At 70.5% G+C, this 23845-nt stretch carries 23 protein-coding genes; 9 read left to right on the top strand and 14 right to left on the bottom strand.

From position 1 onward, the window contains the following. The first annotated feature begins 98 nt into the window (after positions 1 to 98). Complete coding sequence (locus BJ970_RS18005) at positions 99 to 566, top strand: hypothetical protein (protein WP_184727319.1); 468 nt, start codon at positions 99 to 101, stop codon at positions 564 to 566. A 254-nt stretch (positions 567 to 820) separates the two neighbouring features. Here the strand turns inward: BJ970_RS18005 and BJ970_RS18010 are convergent, their stop codons facing one another. Further along, complete coding sequence (locus tag BJ970_RS18010; RefSeq protein ID WP_184727320.1) at positions 821 to 1207, bottom strand: hypothetical protein; 387 nt, start codon at positions 1205 to 1207, stop codon at positions 821 to 823. 19 nt (positions 1208 to 1226) lie between these two features. Further along, on the bottom strand, positions 1227 to 1448 hold the full coding sequence (locus tag BJ970_RS18015; protein ID WP_184727321.1) for a hypothetical protein: 222 nt from the start codon (positions 1446 to 1448) through the stop codon (positions 1227 to 1229). A 45-nt stretch (positions 1449 to 1493) separates the two neighbouring features. Between BJ970_RS18015 and BJ970_RS18020 the strand changes: the two genes are divergently transcribed. Together BJ970_RS18020 and BJ970_RS18025 are read left to right on the top strand one after the other, a co-directional pair. Then, positions 1494 to 2240 carry an IclR family transcriptional regulator gene (locus tag BJ970_RS18020; protein ID WP_184727322.1) on the top strand — a complete coding sequence of 249 codons (747 nt, stop codon included), beginning with the start codon at positions 1494 to 1496 and terminating at the stop codon, positions 2238 to 2240. A gap of 107 nt (positions 2241 to 2347) precedes the next feature. Next, the gene (locus BJ970_RS18025) at positions 2348 to 3403 is read left to right on the top strand and encodes a saccharopine dehydrogenase family protein (RefSeq protein WP_184727323.1); all 1056 of its coding nucleotides are present in this window, start codon (positions 2348 to 2350) and stop codon (positions 3401 to 3403) included. A gap of 14 nt (positions 3404 to 3417) precedes the next feature. Here the strand turns inward: BJ970_RS18025 and BJ970_RS18030 are convergent, their stop codons facing one another. Continuing rightward, positions 3418 to 3978, bottom strand: coding sequence for a VOC family protein (locus tag BJ970_RS18030; protein WP_184727324.1), 561 nt, complete (start codon positions 3976 to 3978; stop codon positions 3418 to 3420). Between the two features lie 146 nt (positions 3979 to 4124). After that, the gene (locus BJ970_RS18035) at positions 4125 to 4298 is read right to left on the bottom strand and encodes a hypothetical protein (protein WP_184727325.1); all 174 of its coding nucleotides are present in this window, start codon (positions 4296 to 4298) and stop codon (positions 4125 to 4127) included. Between BJ970_RS18035 and BJ970_RS18040 the strand changes: the two genes are divergently transcribed. Continuing rightward, positions 4297 to 4977, top strand: a complete 681-nt coding sequence (locus tag BJ970_RS18040) for a CbtA family protein (RefSeq protein ID WP_446689092.1) — start codon at positions 4297 to 4299, stop codon at positions 4975 to 4977. The genes BJ970_RS18035 and BJ970_RS18040 overlap by 2 nt on opposite strands. Here BJ970_RS18040 and BJ970_RS18045 read toward each other — a convergent pair. From BJ970_RS18045 to BJ970_RS18070, 6 genes are all read right to left on the bottom strand, one after another. After that, on the bottom strand, positions 4967 to 5560 hold the full coding sequence (locus tag BJ970_RS18045) for a hypothetical protein (RefSeq protein ID WP_184727326.1): 594 nt from the start codon (positions 5558 to 5560) through the stop codon (positions 4967 to 4969). The two genes, BJ970_RS18040 and BJ970_RS18045, sit on opposite strands and share 11 nt — an antisense overlap. Positions 5561 to 5672: 112 nt before the next feature. Beyond that, the gene (locus BJ970_RS18050) at positions 5673 to 6455 is read right to left on the bottom strand and encodes a cytochrome c biogenesis CcdA family protein (RefSeq protein ID WP_312864305.1); all 783 of its coding nucleotides are present in this window, start codon (positions 6453 to 6455) and stop codon (positions 5673 to 5675) included. A 145-nt stretch (positions 6456 to 6600) separates the two neighbouring features. Then, positions 6601 to 6804, bottom strand: a complete 204-nt coding sequence (locus tag BJ970_RS18055) for a hypothetical protein (protein ID WP_246470901.1) — start codon at positions 6802 to 6804, stop codon at positions 6601 to 6603. Between the two features lie 276 nt (positions 6805 to 7080). After that, positions 7081 to 11184, bottom strand: a complete 4104-nt coding sequence (locus BJ970_RS18060; protein ID WP_312864306.1) for a TIGR02680 family protein — start codon at positions 11182 to 11184, stop codon at positions 7081 to 7083. Beyond that, positions 11181 to 12416: a TIGR02678 family protein gene (locus BJ970_RS18065; protein ID WP_184727328.1), complete on the bottom strand. Its 1236-nt coding sequence runs from the start codon at positions 12414 to 12416 to the stop codon at positions 11181 to 11183. The genes BJ970_RS18060 and BJ970_RS18065 overlap by 4 nt, the downstream gene beginning before the upstream one ends. Then, complete coding sequence (locus BJ970_RS18070) at positions 12413 to 14065, bottom strand: TIGR02677 family protein (RefSeq protein ID WP_184727329.1); 1653 nt, start codon at positions 14063 to 14065, stop codon at positions 12413 to 12415. Before BJ970_RS18070 ends, BJ970_RS18065 begins: the two co-directional genes overlap by 4 nt. A gap of 269 nt (positions 14066 to 14334) precedes the next feature. Here BJ970_RS18070 and BJ970_RS18075 point away from each other — a divergent pair, with 269 nt between their 5' ends. Beyond that, a complete protein-coding gene (locus BJ970_RS18075) occupies positions 14335 to 15291 on the top strand; it encodes a cobalamin biosynthesis protein (RefSeq protein ID WP_184727330.1) in 957 nt (318 codons plus the stop codon). Positions 15292 to 15382: 91 nt separating this feature from the next. On the opposite strand, the gene BJ970_RS18080 is transcribed toward BJ970_RS18075, so the two are convergent. The 4 genes from BJ970_RS18080 to BJ970_RS18095 form a co-directional block, all read right to left on the bottom strand. After that, positions 15383 to 16765 (bottom strand): HNH endonuclease signature motif containing protein, encoded by a 1383-nt coding sequence (locus BJ970_RS18080; protein ID WP_184727331.1) that lies wholly within the window; start codon positions 16763 to 16765, stop codon positions 15383 to 15385. 723 nt (positions 16766 to 17488) lie between these two features. After that, positions 17489 to 18412 carry an SURF1 family cytochrome oxidase biogenesis protein gene (locus BJ970_RS18085; protein WP_184727332.1) on the bottom strand — a complete coding sequence of 308 codons (924 nt, stop codon included), beginning with the start codon at positions 18410 to 18412 and terminating at the stop codon, positions 17489 to 17491. A gap of 85 nt (positions 18413 to 18497) precedes the next feature. Then, positions 18498 to 19373, bottom strand: coding sequence for a fructosamine kinase family protein (locus tag BJ970_RS18090; protein ID WP_184727333.1), 876 nt, complete (start codon positions 19371 to 19373; stop codon positions 18498 to 18500). Between the two features lie 5 nt (positions 19374 to 19378). Beyond that, the gene (locus tag BJ970_RS18095; RefSeq protein ID WP_312864307.1) at positions 19379 to 19837 is read right to left on the bottom strand and encodes a low molecular weight protein-tyrosine-phosphatase; all 459 of its coding nucleotides are present in this window, start codon (positions 19835 to 19837) and stop codon (positions 19379 to 19381) included. An 80-nt stretch (positions 19838 to 19917) separates the two neighbouring features. Between BJ970_RS18095 and cobC the strand changes: the two genes are divergently transcribed. From cobC to BJ970_RS18115, 4 genes are read left to right on the top strand one after another with little or no spacing between them, the layout of a single operon-like run. Next, positions 19918 to 20967: an Rv2231c family histidinol phosphate aminotransferase CobC gene (gene cobC, locus BJ970_RS18100; RefSeq protein ID WP_184727335.1), complete on the top strand. Its 1050-nt coding sequence runs from the start codon at positions 19918 to 19920 to the stop codon at positions 20965 to 20967. A gap of 7 nt (positions 20968 to 20974) precedes the next feature. Further along, positions 20975 to 21829: a Nif3-like dinuclear metal center hexameric protein gene (locus tag BJ970_RS18105; protein ID WP_184727336.1), complete on the top strand. Its 855-nt coding sequence runs from the start codon at positions 20975 to 20977 to the stop codon at positions 21827 to 21829. Further along, on the top strand, positions 21826 to 22557 hold the full coding sequence (locus BJ970_RS18110; protein ID WP_184727337.1) for a zinc ribbon domain-containing protein: 732 nt from the start codon (positions 21826 to 21828) through the stop codon (positions 22555 to 22557). Before BJ970_RS18105 ends, BJ970_RS18110 begins: the two co-directional genes overlap by 4 nt. Continuing rightward, positions 22554 to 23720, top strand: a complete 1167-nt coding sequence (locus tag BJ970_RS18115) for a bifunctional RNase H/acid phosphatase (RefSeq protein ID WP_184727338.1) — start codon at positions 22554 to 22556, stop codon at positions 23718 to 23720. Before BJ970_RS18110 ends, BJ970_RS18115 begins: the two co-directional genes overlap by 4 nt. Positions 23721 to 23845: the final 125 nt, after the last annotated feature.

A 23845-nucleotide genomic window follows, 5' to 3' on the forward strand; every position in this document is an offset into this window, starting at 1 on the left:
GCGCTTGGCGTCGGGACCGGCAGAGAAGTCGTCCCGACACGCGCCGTTTCGATGCTTGACTACCGGGGATTCGCCGCCGGCGGCTTTAGCTTCGAGGCATGGACTTTCGAGACGAAGTACGAGTCGGACAACACACCTACGACATCACCGCCAAGGGCGAACCGGCCGGCGACGACCAGCCGGCCACGGTCGCAGTGGAGTTCACCGGCGCGGACGCCGACGGTCGCGTCGTGGCGGAGGGCAACCTGCTGATCGCCATCGACGGGCTGGGCGATGCGAACGCGTTTTTGGCCCGGACGCTGGGCGGACTGGCCGCGCTGCACGAGCCGTGGACGGCCGGGCGCGGGCGGGGCCGACCACGCCCGCCCAACGCTGGCCGGCCGTGGGCCGAAGCCGACGGCGAGCGGCTCCGGGAACGGTGGCTGAGTTCGGTGGGCGAGACCGCGAGCCGGTTGGTCGGGGAGCTGGCCGAGGAACTCGGCCGCACCCGGGGCGCGGTTCGGGCGCAGCTGCCCCGGCTGGGCTGCGATCCGGACGTCCCCGGCCGGGTACTCGCGGAGGCCTGACGCTGTGCCCGGCGGCGCGCTGCATCGGCACGGGGCCCTTGGATCACGTGCCGGTGTCCTTACATGCGAAAAGGAATTCGACCGGGAAAACAGCGGAGGCCGGTATGCGGCACACCAGAGAAAACGTTTGTCGAATCGGAGCCGATATTGGGAACGAGGCGCGCGCTCATCATTCAATTTTGCCGACGAGGAAAGCGGGGTACGTGACGTGGCGAAGGGAGTGGTCCGCGACAGACCGCTTGTTCAGGCCGGGGTCAGCACTTTTCGAAGGTGGTCGACGGGGATTGGGCGGTCGCGCCGGTGGAGCTGATCGTCTCGGTGTGGACCTTGATGGTGCCGCCGGTGTTGCACGGTGCCTTGGTGTGCAGCTTGATCTCGGTCCCGCTCTGCGCCAACTCGCCGATCACCTTCGGGGCCGCGTCCTTCTGCTCGACGACGACCCGCACGGTGACCGTCGCGGTGTTCAGGCAACCGGTGCGCCCGCCGCTGGCGGTCAAGATGTTGCCCTCGCGGGTCGGTTGGTAGGCGAACAGCGCACACACCGGGGCGTTCGCGGGGGCGGCGATTGCCGGAGCCGTCGGCACTGCCGCGAAGGCGGCGAGGGTCAACGCGGCGCTGAGCAGGACGGGCGAGTGTCGCATTCGGGGGGCCTTCTTCCGTTTACCGAATTGCTGACAGATGCGCTGCGAAGTCGATCACTCCGGCTCGATGCCTGTCAATTTGAGGATGGCCGGAACGCAATTTTTCACCCGAGTGAGGCTTGGCATTCGCGACTGCGGTGCGATGCGGATCGTCGTCTTGATCGACTTTTCCGGGAAGGGAGGTGATTTGCGATTTCTCATCGGTTGTCGGTGGTGGGTTCCCGGCGGCGTACTGCAACATTTGCAATTCCTCTGCTAATATCGCAGGCCGATTGAGGGAGTGCTGATGTCGAAGACGGTCGCCAAGGCGGTCCACGTGCTCGAATCCCTCGCCGGAGAGCCCAAGACGATCGCGGAGCTGGCGCGCGAGCTCGAAGTGCACGGCTCGACCGCGCTGCGGATGCTTCAGCCACTCGTCGCTGGCGGCCTGATCGCGCGCGGACCGGACGGCCGCTACCGCCTCGGGCTGCGGCTGGTCGAACTCGGCCAGCAGGTGCTCGACGAGATGGACCTGCGCGCGGTCGCCCGACCGCACCTGATCTCGCTCGCGGAGGCCACGCGCTCGACGGTGCACTTGGCCCAGTTGGTGGACGACCAGATCGTCTACGTCGACAAGATCGAGGGTGCGGCGTCGATCCGCACCTGGTCGCGGATCGGCCGCGCCGTGCCGCTGCACACCGCCGCGGCCAGCAAGGTGATCTTGGCGGCGTTGCCCGTCGAACACCGGGAGCGCCTGCTCTCCGCGCACTCGTTCACCCGCTATACCGAGCGCACCATCACCGACGAAGCCGAGTTCCGCGACCACTTGGCTGCGGTCGCCCGGCTCGGTTATGCCACCGACCAAGCCGAATTCGAGCCGCTGGTGCACTGTATCGGCGTCGGAATCCCGGACGTGACCGGGCAACTCGCGGCGGCCGTCTCGTTGACGACGGTGCGCGCCGACGCCGACTTGGCCGCGCTCGAACAGCTGCTCGGCCGGGTCCGGGACACGGCCACCGCGATCGCCGCCGCCCTCGGCCACCCGCCGCGCTGACCCGCGGGCATTCACGATGTCGGGTGATCGCCGCAACTCCGGGCAACCCGCGACCACTTCCAGTGGTCTCGTTACCAAGATGTTCGGTGGTTCCCGGGAGGATCGCGATGACCTGGATGATCTACGGCGCGAGCGGCTACACCGGTCGGCTGGTCGCGGACCTGGCGCTCGACCGCGGCGAGCGTCCGGTGCTGGCCGGGCGGGATCCGGCGAAACTCGCGGCCTTCGCCATGCCGCGCGGACTGTCGTACCGGACCTTCGACCTCGGCGATCCCGAGGCGGTGGCGGCGGGCCTGCGGGGTATCGACGTCGTCGTGCACTGCGCCGGGCCGTTCTCCGCCACGTCGGCGTCGATGATCGACGGCTGCCTGCGCGCCGGGGCGCACTACCTGGACATCACCGGCGAAATCGATGTGTTCGAGGCGGTTTTCGCGCGCCACGAAGATGCCCGTCGCGCCGGTGTGGTGCTGCTGCCGGGTTCGGGCTTCGACGTGGTGCCGACAGACTGCCTGGCCGCTATGGTCGCCGCCGACCTGCCCACCGCGACCCACCTGGACCTGGCGTTCCACGCCTGCGGCGGGATCAGCGGTGGCACGCTCAAGAGCGCGCTGGAGGGCGCCGCGCTGGGCGGCCGGGCCCGTGTCGACGGGAAGGTGCGCTCCGTGCCGCTGGCGTGGCGGCGGCGCGAGATCCCGTTCCCCTCCGGGCCGCGACGGGTCACGTCACTGCCCTGGGGCGACGTGAGCACGGCCTACCGCAGCACCGGAATCGGCAACATCACCACCTTCGCCCAGCTGCCTGGGCTCGACCGGACCGGTCGTCGTTCGACCCGGTTGTCGCAGGCGGTGATGAGTTCGCACGTCGTGCAGCGGCTGGGTAAGGCAGCCATCGGCGCGGTCGTGCGCGGCCCCGGACGCGCCACCCGCTCGCGCAGCTGGGTCGAGGTGTACGCGGAGGCGACGGCACCGGACGGCACGGGCGTGTCGGCCGCCTTGATCGGCCCGGACACCTACGACCTCACTGCGGACGCGGTGCTCCGGGCGGTCGGTGCCCTGCGTTCCGAGCGACCGGCCCCCGGCGCCCACACCCCGTCCACGGCCTTCGGCGCGGACTTCGTCCGCCGCTTGCACGGCGTCAAGATCATCGAACCCGCCCGCCGCTAGCCCTGCTCTGCTCGTCACTCGGCGAGGACGCGGAGCATGCCCTCCGGACCGGAGGCGCTTTCCAGGAACTCCAGGAAGGGGCCTTCGCCAGAGGGCGGGCGCAGGGATGCGAACTCGGAGCGTTCGCCCGCCAGCTCCATGCCGGTAGCCGTCGCCAGGGTGCGGGCGTCCGAGCGAGGGTCCAGGGAATCGACGACGATCGCCGCGAGCGGGCCGGTGCGCGTGTAGACCTTGCGCGGTTCGAGCACGCACAGCTCGTTGCCCTCGATGTCGGCCATCACCACCCACGGGACGTCGCTGCTCTGGTCGATGTCGGCGAACCGGGCACCGGCGTTGAACAACCGCTCCACGATCTTGTTCTGGTCGTCGTGCGACTCGCTTCGCAGGTCGAGGTGCACGCCGTTCTTCCGGGTCTTGGCGCGCGCGCTCGCGACGAATCGCAGCGGCACTCCGGGGCCGGTCGGCCGGACGATGATCCCGGTCTGGGTGTCGAGTTGCCAACCGAGTGCCTCGGCCCACCACCGCGCGAGCCGCGCCGGCTCCCGCGCCGAGAACTCCACAACGACCGATGCCATGCCGAGAACGTACGGCGGTTTCCGCTGATCCGCACGGCCGCTGAGCACGCAGCCGGAGTGCCGACTCGCCCTGGCCGCGAACCGGCTGTTCCGCACCGAACGTCCAGTTTGGACACACTGATCCGGGTGCCTTGCGGGGAGACAACTCATTCCGGCTGCGGGGTCGGGGCAAGCTGGTGGCCCGTCTCGCTCAGGGTCCACCGGCCGGCATTCCCAGACATCATGGTGTGCGACAGCGGGGCAACGTCGAGACGCCAGAACGCGGCCGGTGGCGCTTGCAGGGCGTGTACCACGGCGGCTCGGATCACGGACGCGAGCATGATGAGGATGTTGTTGGTGCGCGGGATGCTTACCGGCCTGGTGGCCGGACTGCTCGCGCTGGTCTTCGCCCGCATCTTCGGTGAGCCTTCGGTCGGCGCCGCGATTGACTTCGAATCGGCCGGGCAGGCCGCCATGGGCGAGACGCCCGAGCCGGAGCTGGTCAGTCGCGGCGTGCAGAGCACGATCGGTCTGGCCACGGGGGTGGTCGTCTACGCGGTTACCTTCGGCGGTCTGTTCGCGGTGGCATTTGCCCTGACCTACGGGCGCAATGGGCGGCTCAGCCCGCGGGCCACCGCAGCCGTGGTCGCCTTGGGCGGCTACCTGACGACGTTCGTGGTGCCGTTTTTGAAGTACCCGGCCAACCCGCCGTCGGTGGGTAACCCTGACACGATCAACGAACGCACCGTTACCTATTTCGGCCTGGTGGCCTTGTCGATCGCGCTGGCGATCGCGGCGACCGCTGCCGACCGTCAACGAGGTGCCGGAGGGCTTCCCCGCCGCCGTGCTGTGGAACTTCCGCATCGCCTCGCTGGGCATCCAGCTGGTCCTCTGGACCACCATGGGCCTGGTGTTCGGAGCGCTGGTCCAGCGTCGCCTGGCGCCCGAATCGCGGTCGACGCAAGTGGCGGCAGGGACGGCCGCCCGCGCCCACTGACTAGTCGCACGGTCACGGCTTAGCGTTACCACCGTCCCTGGTCAACGTAGGCCACCGTTCACGGAAGTACTCGGCGATCTCGGCGGCAACGGTCTCTCGCTCGGCTACCTCGTCCTCATACCGCACCCGAAACTCCCGCATCTTCTCCAGAATTTCGGGAGGCTGTTCCACGTCGTGGTAAGGGATGTATCCGGCACTGACCACCAACGAAGTGGCCTGATATGCCGTGATGACGTCATCCATCAGCGAACCAGCAGCGTTGAAGCAAGCCATGCGGAAGGAGGATCCGAATCCGGTGTCGCCGACCAAGATGTCCGGCACCACGTGGAGTACCAATGGATGAACGGCTTCCTCATCCCGAGCCGCGTGGCGAGGCTGCGCAGTCAGTTCTTCGAATGGATCGCGCACCCGCTCGACACAAGCAAAGCTGGCGCGCTCCAACGCGCTGCCGGTCCGGTACTGCGTCGGGTCGCCCCAGTGATCGAGCACCTTGCGGTACGCATCCACGGCCGTGCCAGCGCCTGCATCGTCGTAGGCCACCAGGGCGCAGGCGTGGATGAACTGCGTGAGGGCTCGCCGCAGAGCGAGCTCTGGGCGAGCCCGCATAAGTGGTTTCCTCCTGATCTTGGGTACAGCGGACTCATCTTGGAGCCCGCTGCCACGTGGACGGGAGGAAAACACCGAAATTCCCCCAGTTGTCGCAGCGAATCTAGGGTTTTTACAGGGGAAGTTCGTCCGTGCCGATCGGGATTTGCAGCAGTGCCACCAGCTGTTGCCACAGACCTGTGGCCAGGGCCAGACCGAGCAACACAAGCAGCGCTCCACCGGTGCGTTGCACGCCACGGCCATGGCGGCGCAACCACCCAGCAGTCCGCACCCCCCACTGCGCCCCGAGTGCTAGCAGCACGAACGGCACCCCCAGCCCGGCACAGTACGCGCTGATGAGCACCGTGCCGCGCACCCCTGTGGCCACACTGGGGTCCGTGGCGAAGACCAGCGACATCACGCCAGCCAGCGTTGGGCTCAGGCACGGGGTCCACCCCAGCCCAAACACCCCGCCCAGCAGCGGGGCTGCCATCAGCCCGCCGCGCGGAACCCTGTGGAGGCGTACTTCTCGCTGCAACGGGCGGATCAGCCCAAGAAACACCAACCCCATCATGCCCGTGATCACACCGCCGAGGCGCTGCAGCAAGGGCTCGTTCGCCACGAGCACATCGGAGAGGCCCAACAGCGCCAGCGTGGCGCCGATGAACACCGCACTGAATCCGGCCACGAACAGCCCTGCCGCTCCGGCCACGCGCCAGCGCCCCCGCTGCTTTCGCGCAGTTTCCGCAACGGTCACCGCCGGAGCTTCCGCCCCCACCAGGCCCGCCAGGTACGCCAGATAGCCGGGCACCAGCGGCACCACGCAGGGCGAGGCGAAACTCACCGCCCCAGCCAGGCATGACAGCAAGGCAGCAGCCACAACAGGCCCCGAAACCACAAACTCCGTCGGATTCACGGCCACCAGCATAAAAGCCCCCGGCAGCACTACGATTTCCCGTCTGGTCGGGCGGGCGGTGTGCCACGCGTACGGCCAGGAGGTCGGCCACCTGGGGGTCGGGCGCGCTGCTGGTCCGGGTTGACCACGGTCTCGCCACGTGCGATCAACCATTGCGTGAGGTGGCGGCCGAGTCCTCGCGCGTTCTCCACCGCCCACCGGCGGAGAGCTGCCGGGCCCAGGTCAGCAACCGGCCGTACTCCGGTAACGTCGCGTCGATCCGAACCGTCTCCTGTGGACGATGTGTCTGCGGATCCAACACCGTTGCCGTGTGGCTGGACTTATGCGGATCAACCCCGATGACGACCATCAACCGCGTTCATTCCAGGCGACATAAGGAAACTGCGGTCGACATTCCGACTTTCGGCCTGTGACGCTCACACCTCTGTTAAGTCAGACCGCAGCCGGTGTCGAGCCAGGCCACACACCACCGGCGAGCCAGCCCATCCGAGCGGCAGTAACCTCACGAGCGAGCCCAACCCCACACCTCCGGCAGACTACGGGCCCGTGATCATCCAACCTGTCCAACCGGTAGCTACATACAAGTCGGAACCTCAGTGTGGGGTGCCCCGCACGCCGAAAGGGATCACGCATCGGTGCGGTCCAGGGCGGTGCCGTCCCAGGTGGTGTGGGTGCAGGCGATGCCGTGGCCGCTGCGGGGGCGGAGCACGTCGTAGATGTGCATCTTCGGGATCTTCGGGGACACCCCCCAGCCGCTGGGCCAGGTGATCAGCCAGTCCATGTCCAGGTCCACCAGCAGGCCGAGCATCCGCGCGATGGTCGGATCGTCCAGCCGCTCGAACGCCTCGTCCAGCAGCACCAACCGCAACGGCCCGCGTCCGTCCGACGACACGCTGACCGCGTCGTAGAACGCCGCCGCCGCGGCGAAAAGCGTCACGTAGGAGATCAGCCGCGTCTCGCCGGAGGACAGCTGCCGCAGCCGCCGGACGCGCGGCTTGCCGTCCGGCCCGGTGTCGCGGACGCGCACGGTAAACGCGAACCACGACCGGTAGTCCAGCGCGCGCGCCAGGATTTCCGCGTAGCCGCCCGAGGTGCTGTCCCGTTCGGACTCGATGAGATCGGTGAACACCCGGCGCAGCAGCGCGTCCTCGTCGTCGCTGCGGTTGGCGAACGGGGTGCGGACCAGTTCGATGGCCTGCTTGATGTCGTCGCCCAGCGCCGCCGACGGCTGCCATTCGAGCTGGACGTGCACGCCCTGGCTGGAGCGGGCGCCGTCGAGCACCTCGTTCATCCGCCGGCACAGGTCCTCGGCGATGCCGACCTGCCCGCGCAACCGCTCGGCGAGATCGCGGATCAGGTAGTCGGCGAAGATCGACTGGTAGCGCTCGTTGAGGTAGCCGCGCTGCTCGGCGAGCCGGTCGCCGACCCGGCGTGCGGCGTCGGCGACCGGCTGCGGGCCTTCCTCGCCGGTGACGGTCACGGTCAGCAGGCCGTGCTGGTCGGCGGCCGTGATGTCGTAGTTGCCGCTCATCGAGTGCTGCAAGGTTTGCAGCCGGTTGAGCACCGTGGTCTCGGACGAGCCCCGCCGGTCCGACTCGGCCAGCAGGCCCGCGGCCTCGTCCAGATCCTCTGGTGCTGTCTCGGAGACACCGGCCGCCGACCACAGGCCCGGAATGCGCAGCACCTGCCGGAACGTGTCGGTTGCCGATGTCGCGTCGTGGTCCCGACCCGCGAGCTGGGACTGCTTGTGCTCCAGCTGCGTTTCCAACCGCGCCGCGGACTCGCGCAGCGAGCTGGTCTTCTCCCGAGCTTGCGGCAGCTGCTCGCGAAGCTCGGCTCGCTCGCGCTCAAGCGCGCTGACCTTGTCGGCGATCTGCTGCGCCTCGCCGCCGACGGCGGCGGTGAGCTCGGTGAGCCCGGTGGCCTGCTCCGCGTATTCGGCGCAGCGCCGTTCGGCCTGCGACTCGGCCTCCATCCGGTCGGCCACCGCCGCGTCGTGGTGCAGCGAGAGGTCCCGCAGGTCGGTGAGGGTCGGCAGGCAGCGCGACTCGATCGCCTCGTGCAGCGCGTCGATCCCGGAGCGGGCTTCGACGGCCGCCCGGTGGGCGGTGTCGAGCGCGTGCGTTTCGGCGGGCAGGTCGGCTTCGCCGGCGGAGCGTACCAGCTCGGCCCGCGCCGCCTGCCAGCGCCGATCAGCGCTTTCGTGCTGCTCGCGCAGCTGCACGACCTTCTGCTCGGCGTCCGCCGCGGCCTCGATCGCCGTGGTCAGCTTGGCATGCGCGGTCAGCAAATCGCTGTCGTCCGGATACGACTCCAGGTGCTGCTCCAGCGCCGCCGCGTGCTCGCTGGCTTCGCGGTGCCGCCGCTCGGCTTCGCCGATCTCCGTGCGCAGCCGCGCCAGATCCTCTTCCAGCTCCGCCATGCGCCGGGCTCGGGCCGCCTCCCGGGCCCCCGCGCCGACGTATTCCGCCGTGTCTTTGCGCCACGAGCCGGAGAGCACCCCGGCCCGCCAGGCGCCGGTGACCGACACCGAAAGCCCGGTGCCGCCGTCGATAGACACCGCGGACAGCAAGGCGTCGACCTGCTCCGGTGGCACCGGGCAGTCCGCCTCCGCGGCGGGGGAGAGCAGTTCGGCCAGCGTGCCGCCCGAGCCGGGTTCGGACGGCACGGCGAGCAGGTCGGCGAGGTCGGGCATCGCACCGTCGGCGGTGACCCAGGCGTTGAGCAGGCCGCTGGATTGCAGCGCCGCTTCCAGCCCTGCCCGGTCGGATTCGCCCAGCGACGGCCGGAAGTCCACCAGCTCGTAGAAGGCCCGGCCCTGGGCGGCGTCCCGTTCGGCCCCGGCCCAGGTGGGTCGGCTCGGCGTCGGCTCGTACCCGGCCCGGAGTTCGGCGAGTTCCTGTTCGCGGGCACCGGAATTCGCACGCAGTTCGGCGATCTCCTGTTCGGCTTCGGAGACCTGTCGGCGCGCTTCGTGCAGCTGGGGCTTGGCCCAGCGGCGCGCTTGCTCGCGGGCCTGCCGGGTCGCCGTGCGGTTCTCGGCGAGATCCTCCGCGAGCGGCGGTTCCGGCAGCTGATCGTCTACCGCGCAAGGCCACTCGGTGACCCACTTCTGCGCGCGCTCCACCCACCCCGCGGCGGCGTCGCCGAGTTCCTGCTGCGCCTGGTTGCGCCGCCCGGCGGCCTCGGTCGCGGTCAGCTGCGCCTGTCGGGCCAGCCGCTGGAGTTCGACGACCTGGTCCTGCTCGGCATCCAGTTCCAGGGCCTGCTGGTGCAGTGCGAGCGTCAGCGCGGAACGCTGGCGCGCGACCGTTGACGCCTGCGCCGAAGTTCCCACGACAGCGCGGAATTCCGCGGCGAGCACGTCGGTGTCCAGTTGCGGCGCGAGGTAGCGCTCCACGGCCAGGGGCTCGGCGTCCGGCTCCGGCGAAGTGCGCACCCGCGCCCGTTCGGTCTGCACCTCGGCGGCCGGAATCTCCGGCGGCTGCGGCACCAGCGACCCGTCCAATCCCGCAGCGGAAAGTTGCTGCGCCGCGCGGGCCGCGGCTTGCCCGGCCGCTACGGTGTCGCCGGTCAGCCGCCGCAGCATGCCGACCACCGACTCCGCCGAGCGGTGTTCCTGCGCGCGGTGCTTGCTCGCCATGTCGAGCGCGGAAACCGCTGCGGTGCGGGCGCTTTCCACCAGCCGTTCGCGGTCGCGCAGGTTCTGCAGCTCCGAATACGCGGGGTGGGAGCGCAACGCGTCGATACTGGATTCCAGTTCGCCTTCGCGCTGTTCGAGCTCGACGATCGTCTGCTGAGCGGCCTCGCGGTCCCGCTGCTTACCGGCCACCTGCTTCTCCAGGCCGGTCAGTTCCTTGCGCAGCGCCCGCAACTTCTCCTGCGCGGTACGCATCGCCTCGGCCCGGTCGCGCAGTGCGCCGAACGCGTAGCCGGAATAAGTGGACAGGAAGGCGGTGAGCGCCTTGTCCGCGCCGGTCAGCCGGACGATGTTCTCCCGGATCGACTCCAGGTCGTCGAACGACGTCGCCAGCCGTTCGATCAAGCTTGAGTCCAGCGGCGGCAGCGCGTCCGAGAGGATCTGCTCCAGCTGCCCCTCCAGGACCTTCAGGCCGACGTCGGGGTTGCGCAGCGTGCGCTGAAGATGCAGCAGGTCGCCGTAGCGCGCGGCGGGCACGCCGTACACCGAGGCGGCGACCTTCGCGCGGAAGGACTGGTCGTCGAGCACACAGTCGGCGCCGAGCAGTTCGCGCAGCTGCGCAGCGCCCAGCGGCACCCGGTCCGCGCCGACCAGGTACAGGTTGATGCCGACCCGGCGGCTGGTGATGAACCGCCACGAGTCGCTGATCGACTGCGAGGTCTTGGATGCCTTCACGCCGAGGCCGCAGGTGAGGAATTCCTCGCCGCCGTCCGGGGTTTCGCGGTGCAGCTCGATCCAGGCGTAGCCGATCCGGTTCGGCCCGCCGGGGTATTCGTCGAGCATCAGCCGGCGGATGCTGACCGTGTCGAAGCCCTTCGAGCCCAGCTGCCGCAGGTCGCCGTCCAGGCACAGCGGCAGCAGCAGCTCCAGGGTCCGGGACTTGCCGGAACCGTTGGTGCCCTGGAAGATCGCCCGGCCGCCGCCCAGGTCGAAGGTGGTTTCGGCGTACTGCCAGATGTTGACGATTCCGCCGCGGTGCAGCCGCCACCGGTTGGCAGCGGACACCGTATCCGTGCTGTCTGCGCTCACCGTTGACCGTCCCCCTTCTTCTCGTCGAGTACCGCCTTGTCGTCGAACACCGCCGTTTCGTCGAACAGCGACCAGCCCGGCGGCTCCGGGGCAGGGGGTTCGGGTTCCCGGCCGGGGGCCGGGGTGGCATCCGGCCGCGGCAGCCAGCGGTGCGCCGCCGGGCCGAGCAGCCAGTGACCGTCGCGGTCCTGGAGCAGCCCGAGGCGGCGCAGCAATGCGACGACCGAGTGCACCAAGTCCTGGTGGTCCTCGGTGGCCTGCCGGGACCACGCGGCAGGATAGGAGTCGACCAGGTCTTGACACACGTTGGTCAGATCCTGCCACGTCACTGGGTGTTTGCCGGTGTCGTCAGGCTCCGCGCGGCCCAGCAGTTCCGGCAACGCCAACAGCGCGATGCGCGCGACCGTGCCGGGGCCGGGGAAGACCACGTCGGTGAGGTAGTCCTCCGGGTCACAGGCCACCACGCCTTCCGCGCGGCACTCGCTGACCAGCCCGAAGAACCGCTCCAGCAGGCGGGATTCGTTGGTCAGGTGCTCGCGAAGCCAGTTCGCTTGCTCGGCTGGCAGGTCGTCGTAGAGCACGACCGTGTTCTCGACGAGCTGGCGCCGCACCGCATGCGCCAGGTTCCGGGGCCCGACGGCGGAGGCCAGCTCGACCAGCTGCTCGGGGCGGTCCGCCTCGGCCAGTGGTCCGGCGACGAGGTGCCCGAGCAGGTCGGTGTCGATGGTGATCAGGGCCTCGGCGGTGGACTCCGCGGTCACCGAGCCCTCGGTCTCGGTGATCACGCCGAGCGCCACCAGCTGCCGCAGCGCGGCCGTCAGCGCGCGTCGGTCCGCCGGGTCGTCGATCACCTGGATCTCGGCCTCCACCGCGGCGGCGCGGATATCGCTGACCAGCCGGGAGAGCAGCACTTGGCGGCCGATGCCGGTCAGCGCGGCCAGCGTCAGCGCCAGGTAGGCGTAGCCGCGCGGCGACAGCGACGCCTCCCCGCGGGTGGCGTCCTCGCCCGGTCCCGACTTGTAGAGCCGGGCGAACCGCCGCTCCACAACCAGGCGATAACCCAGCAGCGAGGAGAACATCTCCTGTAGCACCGTGCGCTGGCGGTAGATCATCGGCAGCAGGTCGCCGTCCGGCCCGCCGGAACGCAGCAGCGGACGGCGCAGCAGCACGCGCGCGCAGCGGACCACATTGGCCGCGTCGATATCGGGGAGCTCGTCGAAGGTCGCGATCATCGGGCGGCCCCCCGGACCGGCTCCGGGGCCTCGGGGACGGCGCCGTCGCCGACGACTTCGAGCACCGTGTCCCGCAGGGTCAAAGTCCCCGCGGTGCTGGTGATCCGGGTTTCCCGCCCCGCTTCGGGGCGAACCGTGACCCGCAGCCGGTGCACCGGGTCCAGCGCCGTGCCGGGGTCTTCAGCGCCTTCGCGCTGCGCCATCGCGAGGGTCAGCAGCTCGCACAGCACTCCGAGCGCGTCGTTGGACAGCCGCCGCTCGGCCAGCTGCGAACTCGCCGCGGCCAGCTCGGCGACCGCGGCAGTGCGCCGCTCGTCGGCCTGACGCGCCTGGGCCAGCAGCGTTTCCTCGGTCATCGGGTCGTCCAGCACCCGCGAGGTCCGACCGCGCGCCCCGCGATCGCCCCGGCTGCGCACGCTCACCGTCACATCGAGCACCGGGCCGTCGCGCCACGGCACCTTGTCGTTGTCGCTGTCGTAATCCGGCGCGGGCAGCAGGTGCCGCGCCGAGTGCAGGCCGAACGCGGCCGCATAGACCTGGTGGGCGGTGTTTTCCTCGGCGCCGTCGAACCACTTCGCCAGCTTCAGCAGCTCGCCCCGCCGACCCGGCACCAGCCCGCCACCGGAGGTGGCGCGCTTGACGCTGGCCAGCAGCGAGCCGATCGCTCGGGCGGTGGCCTCGCGCAGCGCGGCGACCTGGCTCGGCCGGCCCGGCGAATCGACGAACCAGTCGGTCAGCTCCTGCCAGTCCGCGGCGGTGCGGCCTCGCGCCCGCTCCACATCGGTGCCCAGCTGGTCGGCCGGACCGAGCAGCCGGAGCAGTTCGCCGCGCACCCCGGCGAGCCCGGCCAGCGAACCGGCGATCGTCTCGGTGTGCCGCAGCACGTCCTCGACGACCATCTGGATGTACTCCACCAGCAGGTTCCGGAATCCGGAGATCTCGTCGGGGGCCAGCTGGTGCCGGGTCACCACCTGTCCCAGGTAGGCGTAGAAGTCGCGGACCGTGGCGGCGAGTTCGGCGTGCTGTAGGAACACCGTGGTGACCTGCTCGGCGAGCCGTTCCCTGGCCCGCTGCGTGGATTTCGCCTTCGGATCGCGGCGCTCGGTGGTCAACGCCTCCGACAGCGCCGCGCCGATCCCGGACAGCCCGCGGTCGATGGCGGGCAGCAGTTCGCGCGACACCTCCCGGGCGCCTTCGGGAACCCGCAGCAGCGCGTCGACGTCTCGCTGCACCCGAACCGCGAGCTTGCTGACCTGGTAGCGCACGCTGCCGTGCTGGAACTCGGCGATGCTCGACGCGATCGTCTCGCGCCGGCCCACCACCAGATTTCCCCATTTGACCAGCTGCTTGAGCCGGTCGATGACGGTGTCCACATCGGACTCTCCGGGGGCCACCCGGCCCTCGCGCTCGGCCGCGGCCAGCGCCGCGCCGACCTCTCCGGCGGAGAGGTCGGCCAGCAAGGTTGACGTGAACAGCCGCATGATCGCCAGGTAGGTGCGGTGCTCGGGCGCCTGCAAGTAGGCGAAGAGCTGCAGGCGCTGCCCGCCGTCGCGGGTCTGCTCGGGAGCCTGAGTGGTCGGCGCGTCCGTCGCGGTGGTTCCCGCGACGCCCGCGCGCAGCACGTCGGCATCGTGGTCCGGGGCCGTCACGGTCCGCCACGATATCCGGTCGTGGTGACACGGCCGGTCACCTGGCATGCGGTCACCGGCCCCACCGGCCCCAGAGGTAGCGTTCCGGACAGCTTTGCGAGGTGTGGGGCACGCGACCGGGTCACCCGCAATGCCGGAACTCGGGACGCATCCGGGGCCGCGAGCCAGGGCGAACGCCCATCTGGCCGAGGTGGCGACCATGGATTCCAGGCATTCGCGGACTCGGCGCGCGCGCCCCGCACCCAGGTCGATTGGGAGGAACGGCACCGGTGAGCGCGGGACGGGCGGTCGGACTGCTACTCGGAGTGGCCGCGGACGCGGCGATCGGCGACCCGAAGCGCGGGCATCCGGTCGCGATCTTCGGCAAGGCCGCGCAGGCCGCCGAACGGGCGCTGCACCGGGACCAGCGACTCGCCGGCGTCGCTTACACCGGCCTGCTGGTCGGCGGCACGGTCGGGCTCGGGGTGCTCGCCCAGCGGTTATCGCGGCACAGCCCGGTGCTGGAGGCCGCTGCCACCGGGCTGGCCACCTGGGCGGTGCTGGGCGGTTCGTCGTTGGCGGACGAGGGCACCGCGATGGCCCGGATGCTCGACGCCGGGGAGATCGACGCGGCGCGGGCGCGGCTAAGCAACCTGTGCGGACGGGACTCGGCGGTGCTGAACGGGCAGGGCTTGGCCCGGGCCACCGTCGAATCGCTCGCCGAGAACACTTCGGATGCGGTGGTCGCGCCGCTGGTGTGGGGGGCGGTCGCCGGTATCCCGGGCCTGATCGGCTATCGCGCGGCCAACACCCTCGACGCCATGGTCGGCCACCGCTCGCCGCGCTACCGCAATTTCGGCTGGGCCTCGGCGCGTCTGGACGACGCGCTGAACCTCGTGCCGTCCCGGATCGCGGCGATGCTGACTTCGGCGTGCGCGCCGGTGGTCGGCGGTTCGGCCGGCGGCGCGTGGCGCACCTGGCGGCGGGACGCCTCGGCGCACCCGAGCCCGAACGCCGGACAGATCGAGGCGGCCTTCGCCGGGGCCCTGCAGATCCGGCTGGGTGGCCGGACGGTGTACGGCCACGTGGTGGAGCAGCGCCCGGTGCTCGGCGAGGGCCGCACGGCGGACGCTGGCGACGTCACCCGCGGCGTCGAACTTTCGCGAGTGATCGGCGCGGTCACGGGCGTCCTGATGGCGGGCTTCGCCCTGGCCCGCGGCCTCCGCCGCGAACGCCGCACCCGCTGACACCCTGCCGCCACGACCACACCGCGACCCGGCAGCCGCAAATTGCCTCCGCTGGCTGACACACCGGGACGAAAACCGCCCACGGCACCGGTCAGCTGACCGCCGCATCGGGACGCGAGCAGCGCGATTCGCCCGCCGGGTCCCGCTGGGAGGGGATGAGGTCCCGGAGGTATTCGCGATGCTGGGCGGGCAGCGCCTTGCCGCCTGGTCGCGGTCTTCGGTCGATGTCGACTGTGGACGGTGGGATGAAGACGGGTCTGCCCTCGCGCATCTGGATCTCCCACCGCTGACTGTGCACGGTCCGGTGGTGGGAGCCGCACAGCATTGTCATGTTGGCCAGTTCGGTGGGGCCACCATCGATCCAGCTCACGACGTGGTGCGCGTCGGGGGTCCCCGGCGGCCGGTCGCAGGTGGGGAAGGAACAGCTGCCGTCTCGCTGGAGCAGCGCGGCGCGCAGGTGCGCGGGTGCGGTTCGCCTGGCCCGGCCGACCTCCAGGGGCAGGCCAGCTCCGTCGAGAACCATGGGCAGTACTTCGCTGTCGCAGGCGATGCGCCGCGCGTTCTCGGCGGTGATGGCACGCCCGGTGTTCAGCGTGCCGGGCATACCCTGCTCATCGGGGAAACCCAGCCCGCGCTTGAGGTCTTCGAAGTCGATGCTGATCGTCAGGTGCGGCCGTTGCCCACCGGCACGCGGCACCCCATCGGAATCGATAGCCAGATCGAGCAACGCGGCGAAGCCGTCGGCATTGCGCTGCCCGGCACTGCGAGGGTCCTTCTCCCCGCCGGTTTCCGGGCACGGGGCGGCCAGCGGCTCGATGAGCGCAACGAATTTGGCCCCGGTCTCGCGGTCCAGCCGGGCCTTGATGACCATCATCCCGTCCCGAGCGGTCCCGTAATGCAGCTCCCGAGCCTCGTGCTGGTCGGCTTCGTCCTGGTAGGCCCCGTCCTGGTCGAGCAGATACCTGATCCGTTCGGCGATTTTCTCCAGCTCACGCGGCGGCATCTGGCGGGCGTAGCCGACCAGGGTCGCCTCGACCTCCCCCACCCGGTGACAACGGGCGTACTCCGGCAGCCGGCGAATGCCCGCCACGATCACCCGCGCATGCTCAACACTGATCGCGCCTTGCGACAAGGCGGCAGCGGTCTGGGGAAGCTCGGCGGGCATCGTCTCGCCATACAACGAAGCCCGGTCCTCGACGTTGCGGGCGACCGTCACCCGAGTCTTGGCGTCTCTCTGGTCGATGTTGAGCAGCTCCCGCAACCACACCTGCATCGACCTCGCACCACGCTCGGCATGCAGCCCCCGCCGGTCGGCCTCGGCGATAACCTGCAACTGCTCCATCATCACCACCCGCATGGCCTGCTCACAGCGCTGGATCCGGGCGATGAGCTCGGCATCCGAGCACGACACCACAGACGAGGGTGAAGACATCATCTCCACGTTCGCGTCCCGGGTGTCCGTCAACGGTGCCATGCCTCCATTCTCCCAGATTCGAACACCCATTCGCACGCATTTCAGCATCGCTTGATCAGGTGAAAACCCCCACCAAAACCCCGAAAACCCGCACCCAGCAACAAAAACCCTCCACGACACGCCGAAGGCGCCCGCCAGCACGACCGATCAAAGCCTTACGGAACAACCCCAAGCCGACCGGCACCAGTCCCAGCCACGGCCGAATCCGCCAACCCGGCAACGTAACCTGCCGGTTGCGCCAGCCCAGTCCGGGGCCATCCCCGCGATATAAAGCCGAACCGGGGCTGTGGGCCGGATGTCAAGCCTGAAACCTCGAAGAGGCGGCCGCCAGGCCGGGCTTGACCTCCGGAACACAGCCCCCACACTCCACCGATCGCGGGGATGGCCCATCCAACACCGAACCTCCCCCAGCCCCAACCCCCTCAAAACGCGCGCAAATCACGCCAAGCCGCCCGCGAACCAGTCAACACGGAACCTCCCACAGCCCCAACCCGCTCGAAAGCCGCGCGAATCCCCCGAAAACGCGCCCACGAACCAGTCAACACGGAACCTCCCGCAGCCCCAACCCCCTCAAAACTTGCGCATTCCCCCGAAAACGCGCCCACGAACCAGTCAACCCGGAGCCTCCCAAAGCCCCAACCCCTTCGAAAGGCGCTCGCTTCCACCAATGGTCCGGCGATTTCCATTGAAATCGCCAGCATGGGGCCGCTCGCGCGCCTTGGGTTAGGTGTGGTGGGTTGGTTCGGTCTTGTGGGGTGGTTCTTCTGCGGGTTCGGCGTTGGCCGCTGCTTCGGCTTCGCGTTCGCGCCGTTCGTCTTCGGCGATCGCCTCGGCTACCGACATCTTCTTTCGGCGGCCACCCGTGCTCGGGGCATCGGCAGTGCTGTTCGCGGCCGCTTCTTCTTGCCAGGCCGGGCGGGCACCGGGGCGCAGTTCCGAGTAGATCAGGTACCCGATCGCGATGATCGCCATGATGCCGAACGCGATCCACTGCAGCGCGTACGAGAAGTACGGTCCGGACTCCAGGCGGGGCAGCGGCAGGGCGTCCAGCGCGCCGGGCTGGCCCTCATCGAGCGCGAAGTAACCCGGCCGCAGGGCGACGCCCGTGCCGTTTCCGATGGTCTCCGCGTTCACCGCGTAGGCCCAGCGGTGCCCGTCGTGGTCGAACAGCGGGCGATGCTTGCTGTCCTGCTCGTCGGCGCGGACACGCGCGGTGAGTGTGACGTCACCTGGGGGCGCGGGCGCGTAATTCGGCGCCTGGGTGCCGTTCACCGGGCGGACATAGCCCCGGTCGACCAGCACGGTCGTGCCGTCGTCGAGCCGGAACGGCGTCAGGACCTCGAAGGCGGGTTCGCCGAGGACCGTGCGCTGCCACGCCAGCGCTTCGCCCGTCGGCAGGTAGCGCCCGCGCAGCAAGACCTGCGACCACTCGGTCCGCTGGTCCGGCACCTGCCCGGCGGGCAGTACCTGGGCGAGCGGCTTCGGCGGCGCGTGGAACGACTCGGAGATGGCGTTGTTGCGCGCCTGTGCTTCGTCGTTGCGGCTGAACTGCCAGGGGGCCAGCAGCGTGAAGCACAGCGAGGCGAACACCACGACCAGCGCGATCAGGCCGAGCCAGCCGGGTCGCAGCAAGAACTTCAGGCGCACCCCTCTACGGTAAGCGGCCGATGCCAGGCCGCGCCGCCACCCCCGACCGGCTGCGCTCCACGCCACCCCCGTCCCGGGAGGTGCGTCAGCGCGCGCGGAGGGCGGAGCGGGCGGCGGCGACGGCTTGGGCCGCGTAGCCGCTGCCGAAGAGCACCGTGTGCACCAGCAGCGGGAAGAGCTGGTGGAGTCCGATCCGGTGTCGCCACCCTTCGGCCAGGGGACTGACCTCCTGGTACGCCGCCAGGATGCGGTCCAGATGTGGGCAACCGAACAGGTGCAGCATCGCGAGGTCGGTCTCGCGGTGTCCGCCGTGCGCGGCCGGGTCGATAAGCCACGCCCGCTGCTCGCCCCAGTGCACGTTGCCGCTCCACAGGTCGCCATGCAGTCGGGCGGGCGGCTCGGCGGGTCCGGCGAGATCGTCGATCTCCTCGCACACGCGGGAGATCACAGCGCTCCCCTCATGGCTCAGCGTGCCTGCGTCGACGGCGCGCCGCAGATACGGTTCGATCCGATACCGGGCGTACCAGGAGGGCCACTGCTCGCTGGGCTCGTTGCGCATCGGGGCGAGGCCGATCCAGGCCTCCGCCGGTCCGCCCGGCGGTGCCGCTCCGAAGGCGGGCGCGCCGGCCGCGTGCAGCGCGGCGAGCTCGCGCCCGAGCCGGTCGGCGGCCTGCGGGCTCGCTGCCGCAGTCGAGATGTGCTCGGTGACCAGCCAGCGATCGTTATGCCCGTATACCGCGGGCACGGCGACGGTGCCGGGCTCGGCGAGCCAGGCCAGCGATGCGGCTTCGGCGGCGATGGCTCCGGGCATCGTTTCGGGCGCGGTCTTGGCGAAGACCGTCGCGCCGTCGTTGAGGCGAACCGCGAACGCGGCGGCGGTGTCCCCACCGCCGAGTTGGCGCACATCGCTGGGCTCGCGTCCGGTGATCTCCGCAACCGCGGCACGGACCTGGTCGCGCATCGCCGTCACAACCGCTCGCGAACCCAGTCGAGCAGTCCCGGAGCCGCCGCCTCGATCATCGCCAGCACGTCCTCGAATCCGTTCGGGCCGCCGTAGTACGGGTCCGGGACCTCGGCTCCTTCGCCGGAGCCGGGGTCGAAGGAACGCAGCAACCGCACTTCGGTCGCGCCACCGACGAGGCGGCGCACCGCCCGCAGATGCCCGGCGTCCATCGCGACCAGCAGGTCGGCGGCCAGGTGCTCGTCGTCGATCTGGGCGGCGATGTGGTCGGTGGGGTAGCCGTGGTCGGCGAGCACCTTCGCGGTGCGCGGGTCGGCCGGTTCGCCGACGTGCCACGGCCCGGTCCCGGCACTGGAGACCTCGACCTGTCCGTCCAGCCCCGCCCGCCGCAGCTGCCCGCGGAACACCAGGGCGGCCATCGGCGAACGACAGATGTTGCCGGTACAGATGAAGGAGATGTGCACGTTTTCCGAGGATAGGGGTCGTGCGAGCCGAAGCGGACGCCAACCCGTTCGCCGCGCACGACCCATTTAGACTGCGCGGGATGAACAGCGGGGACGACCAGGATTTGTTGCGCCACCACGGCGATGTCGATGCTGAGCGCGGCCTGATCGACTTCGCGGTGAACGTCCGGCTGGACCGCCCGCCGAACTGGCTTCGCCACCGCCTGGCGGCGGCGCTCGACCGGCTCGGCCGCTACCCGTCGGCCGCCGACGACCACGCCGCTCGGGCGGTCGCCGCCGCCCGTCACGGGCGTGCCGCCTCCGAGGTCCTGCTGCTGGCCGGGGCGGCGGAGGGCTTCGCGCTCCTGCCGTCGCTGCGCCCCAGCCTCGCGGCGCTCGTGCACCCGTCCTTCACCGAACCCGAGCTGGCGCTGCGCACGGCGGGCGTTGAAGTCGTGCGGGTGCCGTTGGACCCGGCCGACGGTTACCGCCTGGACGCGGATGCGGTGCCGGAGCAAGCGGATCTCGTGGTGCTCGGCAATCCGACCAACCCGACTTCGGTGCTGCATCCGGCCGCGGAGATCCGGCGGCTGGTGCGGCCGGGCCGAGTAGTGGTCGTCGACGAGGCGTTCAGCGACACCGTGCCCGGTGAGCCGGAGTCGTTAGCGGGTTGCCCGGAACCTGGACTGCTGGTGCTTCGCAGCCTCACCAAGATGTGGGGACTGCCGGGGCTGCGCGCCGGGTACGCGCTGGGCGACCCGGGGCTGTTGCGGCGACTGGCCCGCAACCGCCCACATTGGCCGATCAATGCCCTGGTCCTGGAGGCGGTGATCGCCTGCTGCGAGCCGGCGGCGCTGGCCGAGTCGGAGCAGGCCGCGGCCGAGTTCGAGACGAACCGGGCCGCGCTGGTCGCCGAGCTGGACGGAATTCCGGGACTGCGGGTGGCGATGCCCGCCCGCGCCCCGTTCCTGCTGTTGCGGGTGGACGGCGGGGCCGAAGTGCGAGAAGCGCTGCGGCAGCACGGAATCGCGGTCCGCCGGGGCGACACGTTTCCCGGTCTCGGCCCCGACCACCTGCGGGTCGCGGTTCGCGATCCGGCACAGAACGCCTTGCTGGCCAAGGCATTTCACGACATCTTGGGACGGGGGTGAGCCGGTGGTGACACGGCTTCGAGAGGTGATCGAGGCGCTGGAACGGGCATACCCGACCGACCTGGCGGAGAGCTGGGATGCGGTCGGCCTGGTGTGCGGCGACCCGGAGGCAGCGGTGCAGCGGGTGCTGTTCTGCGTGGACCCGGTCGAGGCCACTGTGGACGAAGCGGTGGGTTTCGGCGCGCAGCTGGTCGTTGCGCACCACCCGCTGCTGCTCCGCGGGGTGCACGGCGTGCCCGCCGACGACCCCAAGGGACGCATCGTGCACCGGCTGATCCGCTCCGGCATCGGCCTGTACTGCGCGCATACCAACGCCGACAGCGCGCGGCAGGGCGTGTCGGACGCGTTGGCCGAGGCGATCGGCCTCACCGTGACGCGGCCGCTGGTGCCGCACGCGGAAGGAGCCGAGACCGGACTGGGTCGCATTGGCGAACTGCCCGAGGCCGAGCCGTTCCGCGACTTCGTGCGCCGCGTCGCGCACAACCTGCCCACCACGGCGTGGGGGGTACGCGGGGCGGGCGACCCGGAGCGGCCGATTCGCACCGTCGCGGTGTGCGGCGGCGCGGGAGATTCGTACCTGGCGACTGCCGCGGCGGCCGGCGTCGATGCGTACGTGACCGCCGACCTACGACACCATCCGGCCGGTGAGCACCTCGCCCGGGCCGACGTCCCCGGCACCGCGGTGCCGGCGCTGGTGGACGTGGCGCACTGGGCCAGCGAATGGCCGTGGTGCCAACAGGCCGCCGACACCGTAGCCGCCGCGTTGCCGGATACTGTCGAGGTCCTCGTATCCACCCGCCGCACCGACCCGTGGACCGTCCACGCCAGCGCGGCATCCGACCCAGGGAGGGCGCTCGCGTGAAAGCCGACCCCGCCATACAGCGACGGCTGCTCGATCTCGCGGCAGCGGACGCGGAGCTCAACCGCGTCGAGCACCGGCGGCGTACGCTGCCCGAGCTGGAGCAGATCGGCCAGGCCGAGCGCGACGCGCAGGCCAAGCGTGACGAGCTGGTGGTCGCCCAGACCGCGTTCAGCGACCTGGACCGCGAGGTCAAGCGGCTGGAGAACGAGGTCGACCAGGTACGCGCCCGGGAGCAGCGGGACCGCGACCTGATGGCCGCCGGAGCAGCCGCCAAGCAGCTCGAAGACCTGGAGCACGAGCTGCAGACGCTCGCCCGTCGGCAGGGCATCCTCGAGGACGAGCAGCTTGAGGTCATGGAGCAGCGGGAGGCACTGGAAGCCAACGTGACGAAGTCACGCGAGGCGGTCGCCGCGGCCGAGGAGCGGCTCGCCGAGATCCAATCGCGCCGCGACGAGGCGCTCACCGACCTCGAAACGGCGGAGGCCCGCCGCAAGGGGGAGCGGGACGTGATCGCCAAGGCGCTGCCGGAAAACCTCGCCGCGCTCTACGAGCGGATCCGCGCCCAGCGCGGCGTCGCGGCCGGGTTGTTGCAGGGCGCCCGGTGCGGCGCGTGCCGGATCGAGCTGGATCGCACCGCGCTGAACGAGGTGCGGGAGGCGGCGGCCGACGACGTGGTCCGCTGCGAGGAGTGCGGCGCGATCTTGGTGCGGACCAGGGAGAGCCGGTGAGCTTGCGGGTCGTCGTCGAGGCCGACGGCGGATCGCGCGGCAATCCCGGTCCGGCCGGGTGCGGCGCCGTGGTGCGCGACGCCGACTCCGGCGCGGTGCTCGCCGAGCGCTCGATCGGGCTGGGCATCGCGACCAACAACGTCGCGGAGTATCAAGGCCTGATCGCGGGCTTGCGGGCGGCGGCCGAGCTCGGCGCTACCGACGTCGAGGTCCGGATGGACTCCAAGCTGGTCATCGAGCAGTCGGCCGGCCGCTGGAAGGTCAAGCACGCCAACCTGCAGCCGCTGGCCGCCGAAACACGGCAGCTGGTCGCCGGGTTCGAGCGGGTGCGCTTCGAATGGGTACCGCGCGCCCAGAACACGCACGCCGACCGGCTCGCCAACGAGGCGATGGACCGGCAGGCGGGCGGCTCGACCGGTGCCGGGTCGGACCCCGAAGCGGACGGGACCGAAGCGGGGACCGAGCAGGCCGGTGGCGAGGCTGAGCCGGGCAGCGCGCGGGTCCGCCCGGCCGGATGGCTGGGCGCCAACGGCACGCCGACGAAGATGCTGTTGCTGCGCCACGGGCAGACCCCGATGTCGATCGACCGGCGCTACTCCGGTCGCGGCGACGTGGCACTGACCCAGCTGGGGGAGCGCCAGGTGCGCGCCGCCGGCAAGCGGCTGGCCGCGATGGACGGGGTGATCACCCCGGACGGCGTCGCGCCGGTGATCGCTTCGCCGCTGACCCGGACCCGGCAGACCGCGCAGGCGGTGGCCGAGGCCACCGGCGGCGAACTGCGTTTCGACGACGGACTGCTGGAAACCGACTTCGGCGCCTGGGAAGGTCTCACCTTCACGGAGGCCGCCGAGCGGTATCCGCAGCTGCACCGCAAGTGGCTCGGCGACCCGAGCGTCCTGCCGCCGGGTGGCGAAAGCCTCGACGAGGTCTTCGCGCGGGTCAAGGCGACGCGCGATGACCTCCTGGAACGCTATGCGGGCCGAACGATCATCGTGGTCAGTCACGTGACCCCGATCAAGGCACTGCTGCGCCTCGGCCTGGATGTCGGCCCGTCCATGTTCTATCGCCTGCACCTGGACCTGGCGTCTCTGTCCATTGTGGAGTTCTACCCGGACGGCAACGCCTCGGTCCGGCTGGTCAACGACATCTCCCACTGGACGTAAGGATTCGCCCGCAGCGCTGGGAATTCGGCGGCCGTGGCGACCGGCGCGGACCAATGAGCTTTTCGGGTAGCCAGATCTGCCCACAACGTCGCGGCCAAAGCGCGACCAGAGCGGCGTGCGACCCA

It is taken from the genome of Saccharopolyspora phatthalungensis (assembly GCF_014203395.1).
GTDB lineage: Bacteria > Actinomycetota > Actinomycetes > Mycobacteriales > Pseudonocardiaceae > Saccharopolyspora > Saccharopolyspora phatthalungensis.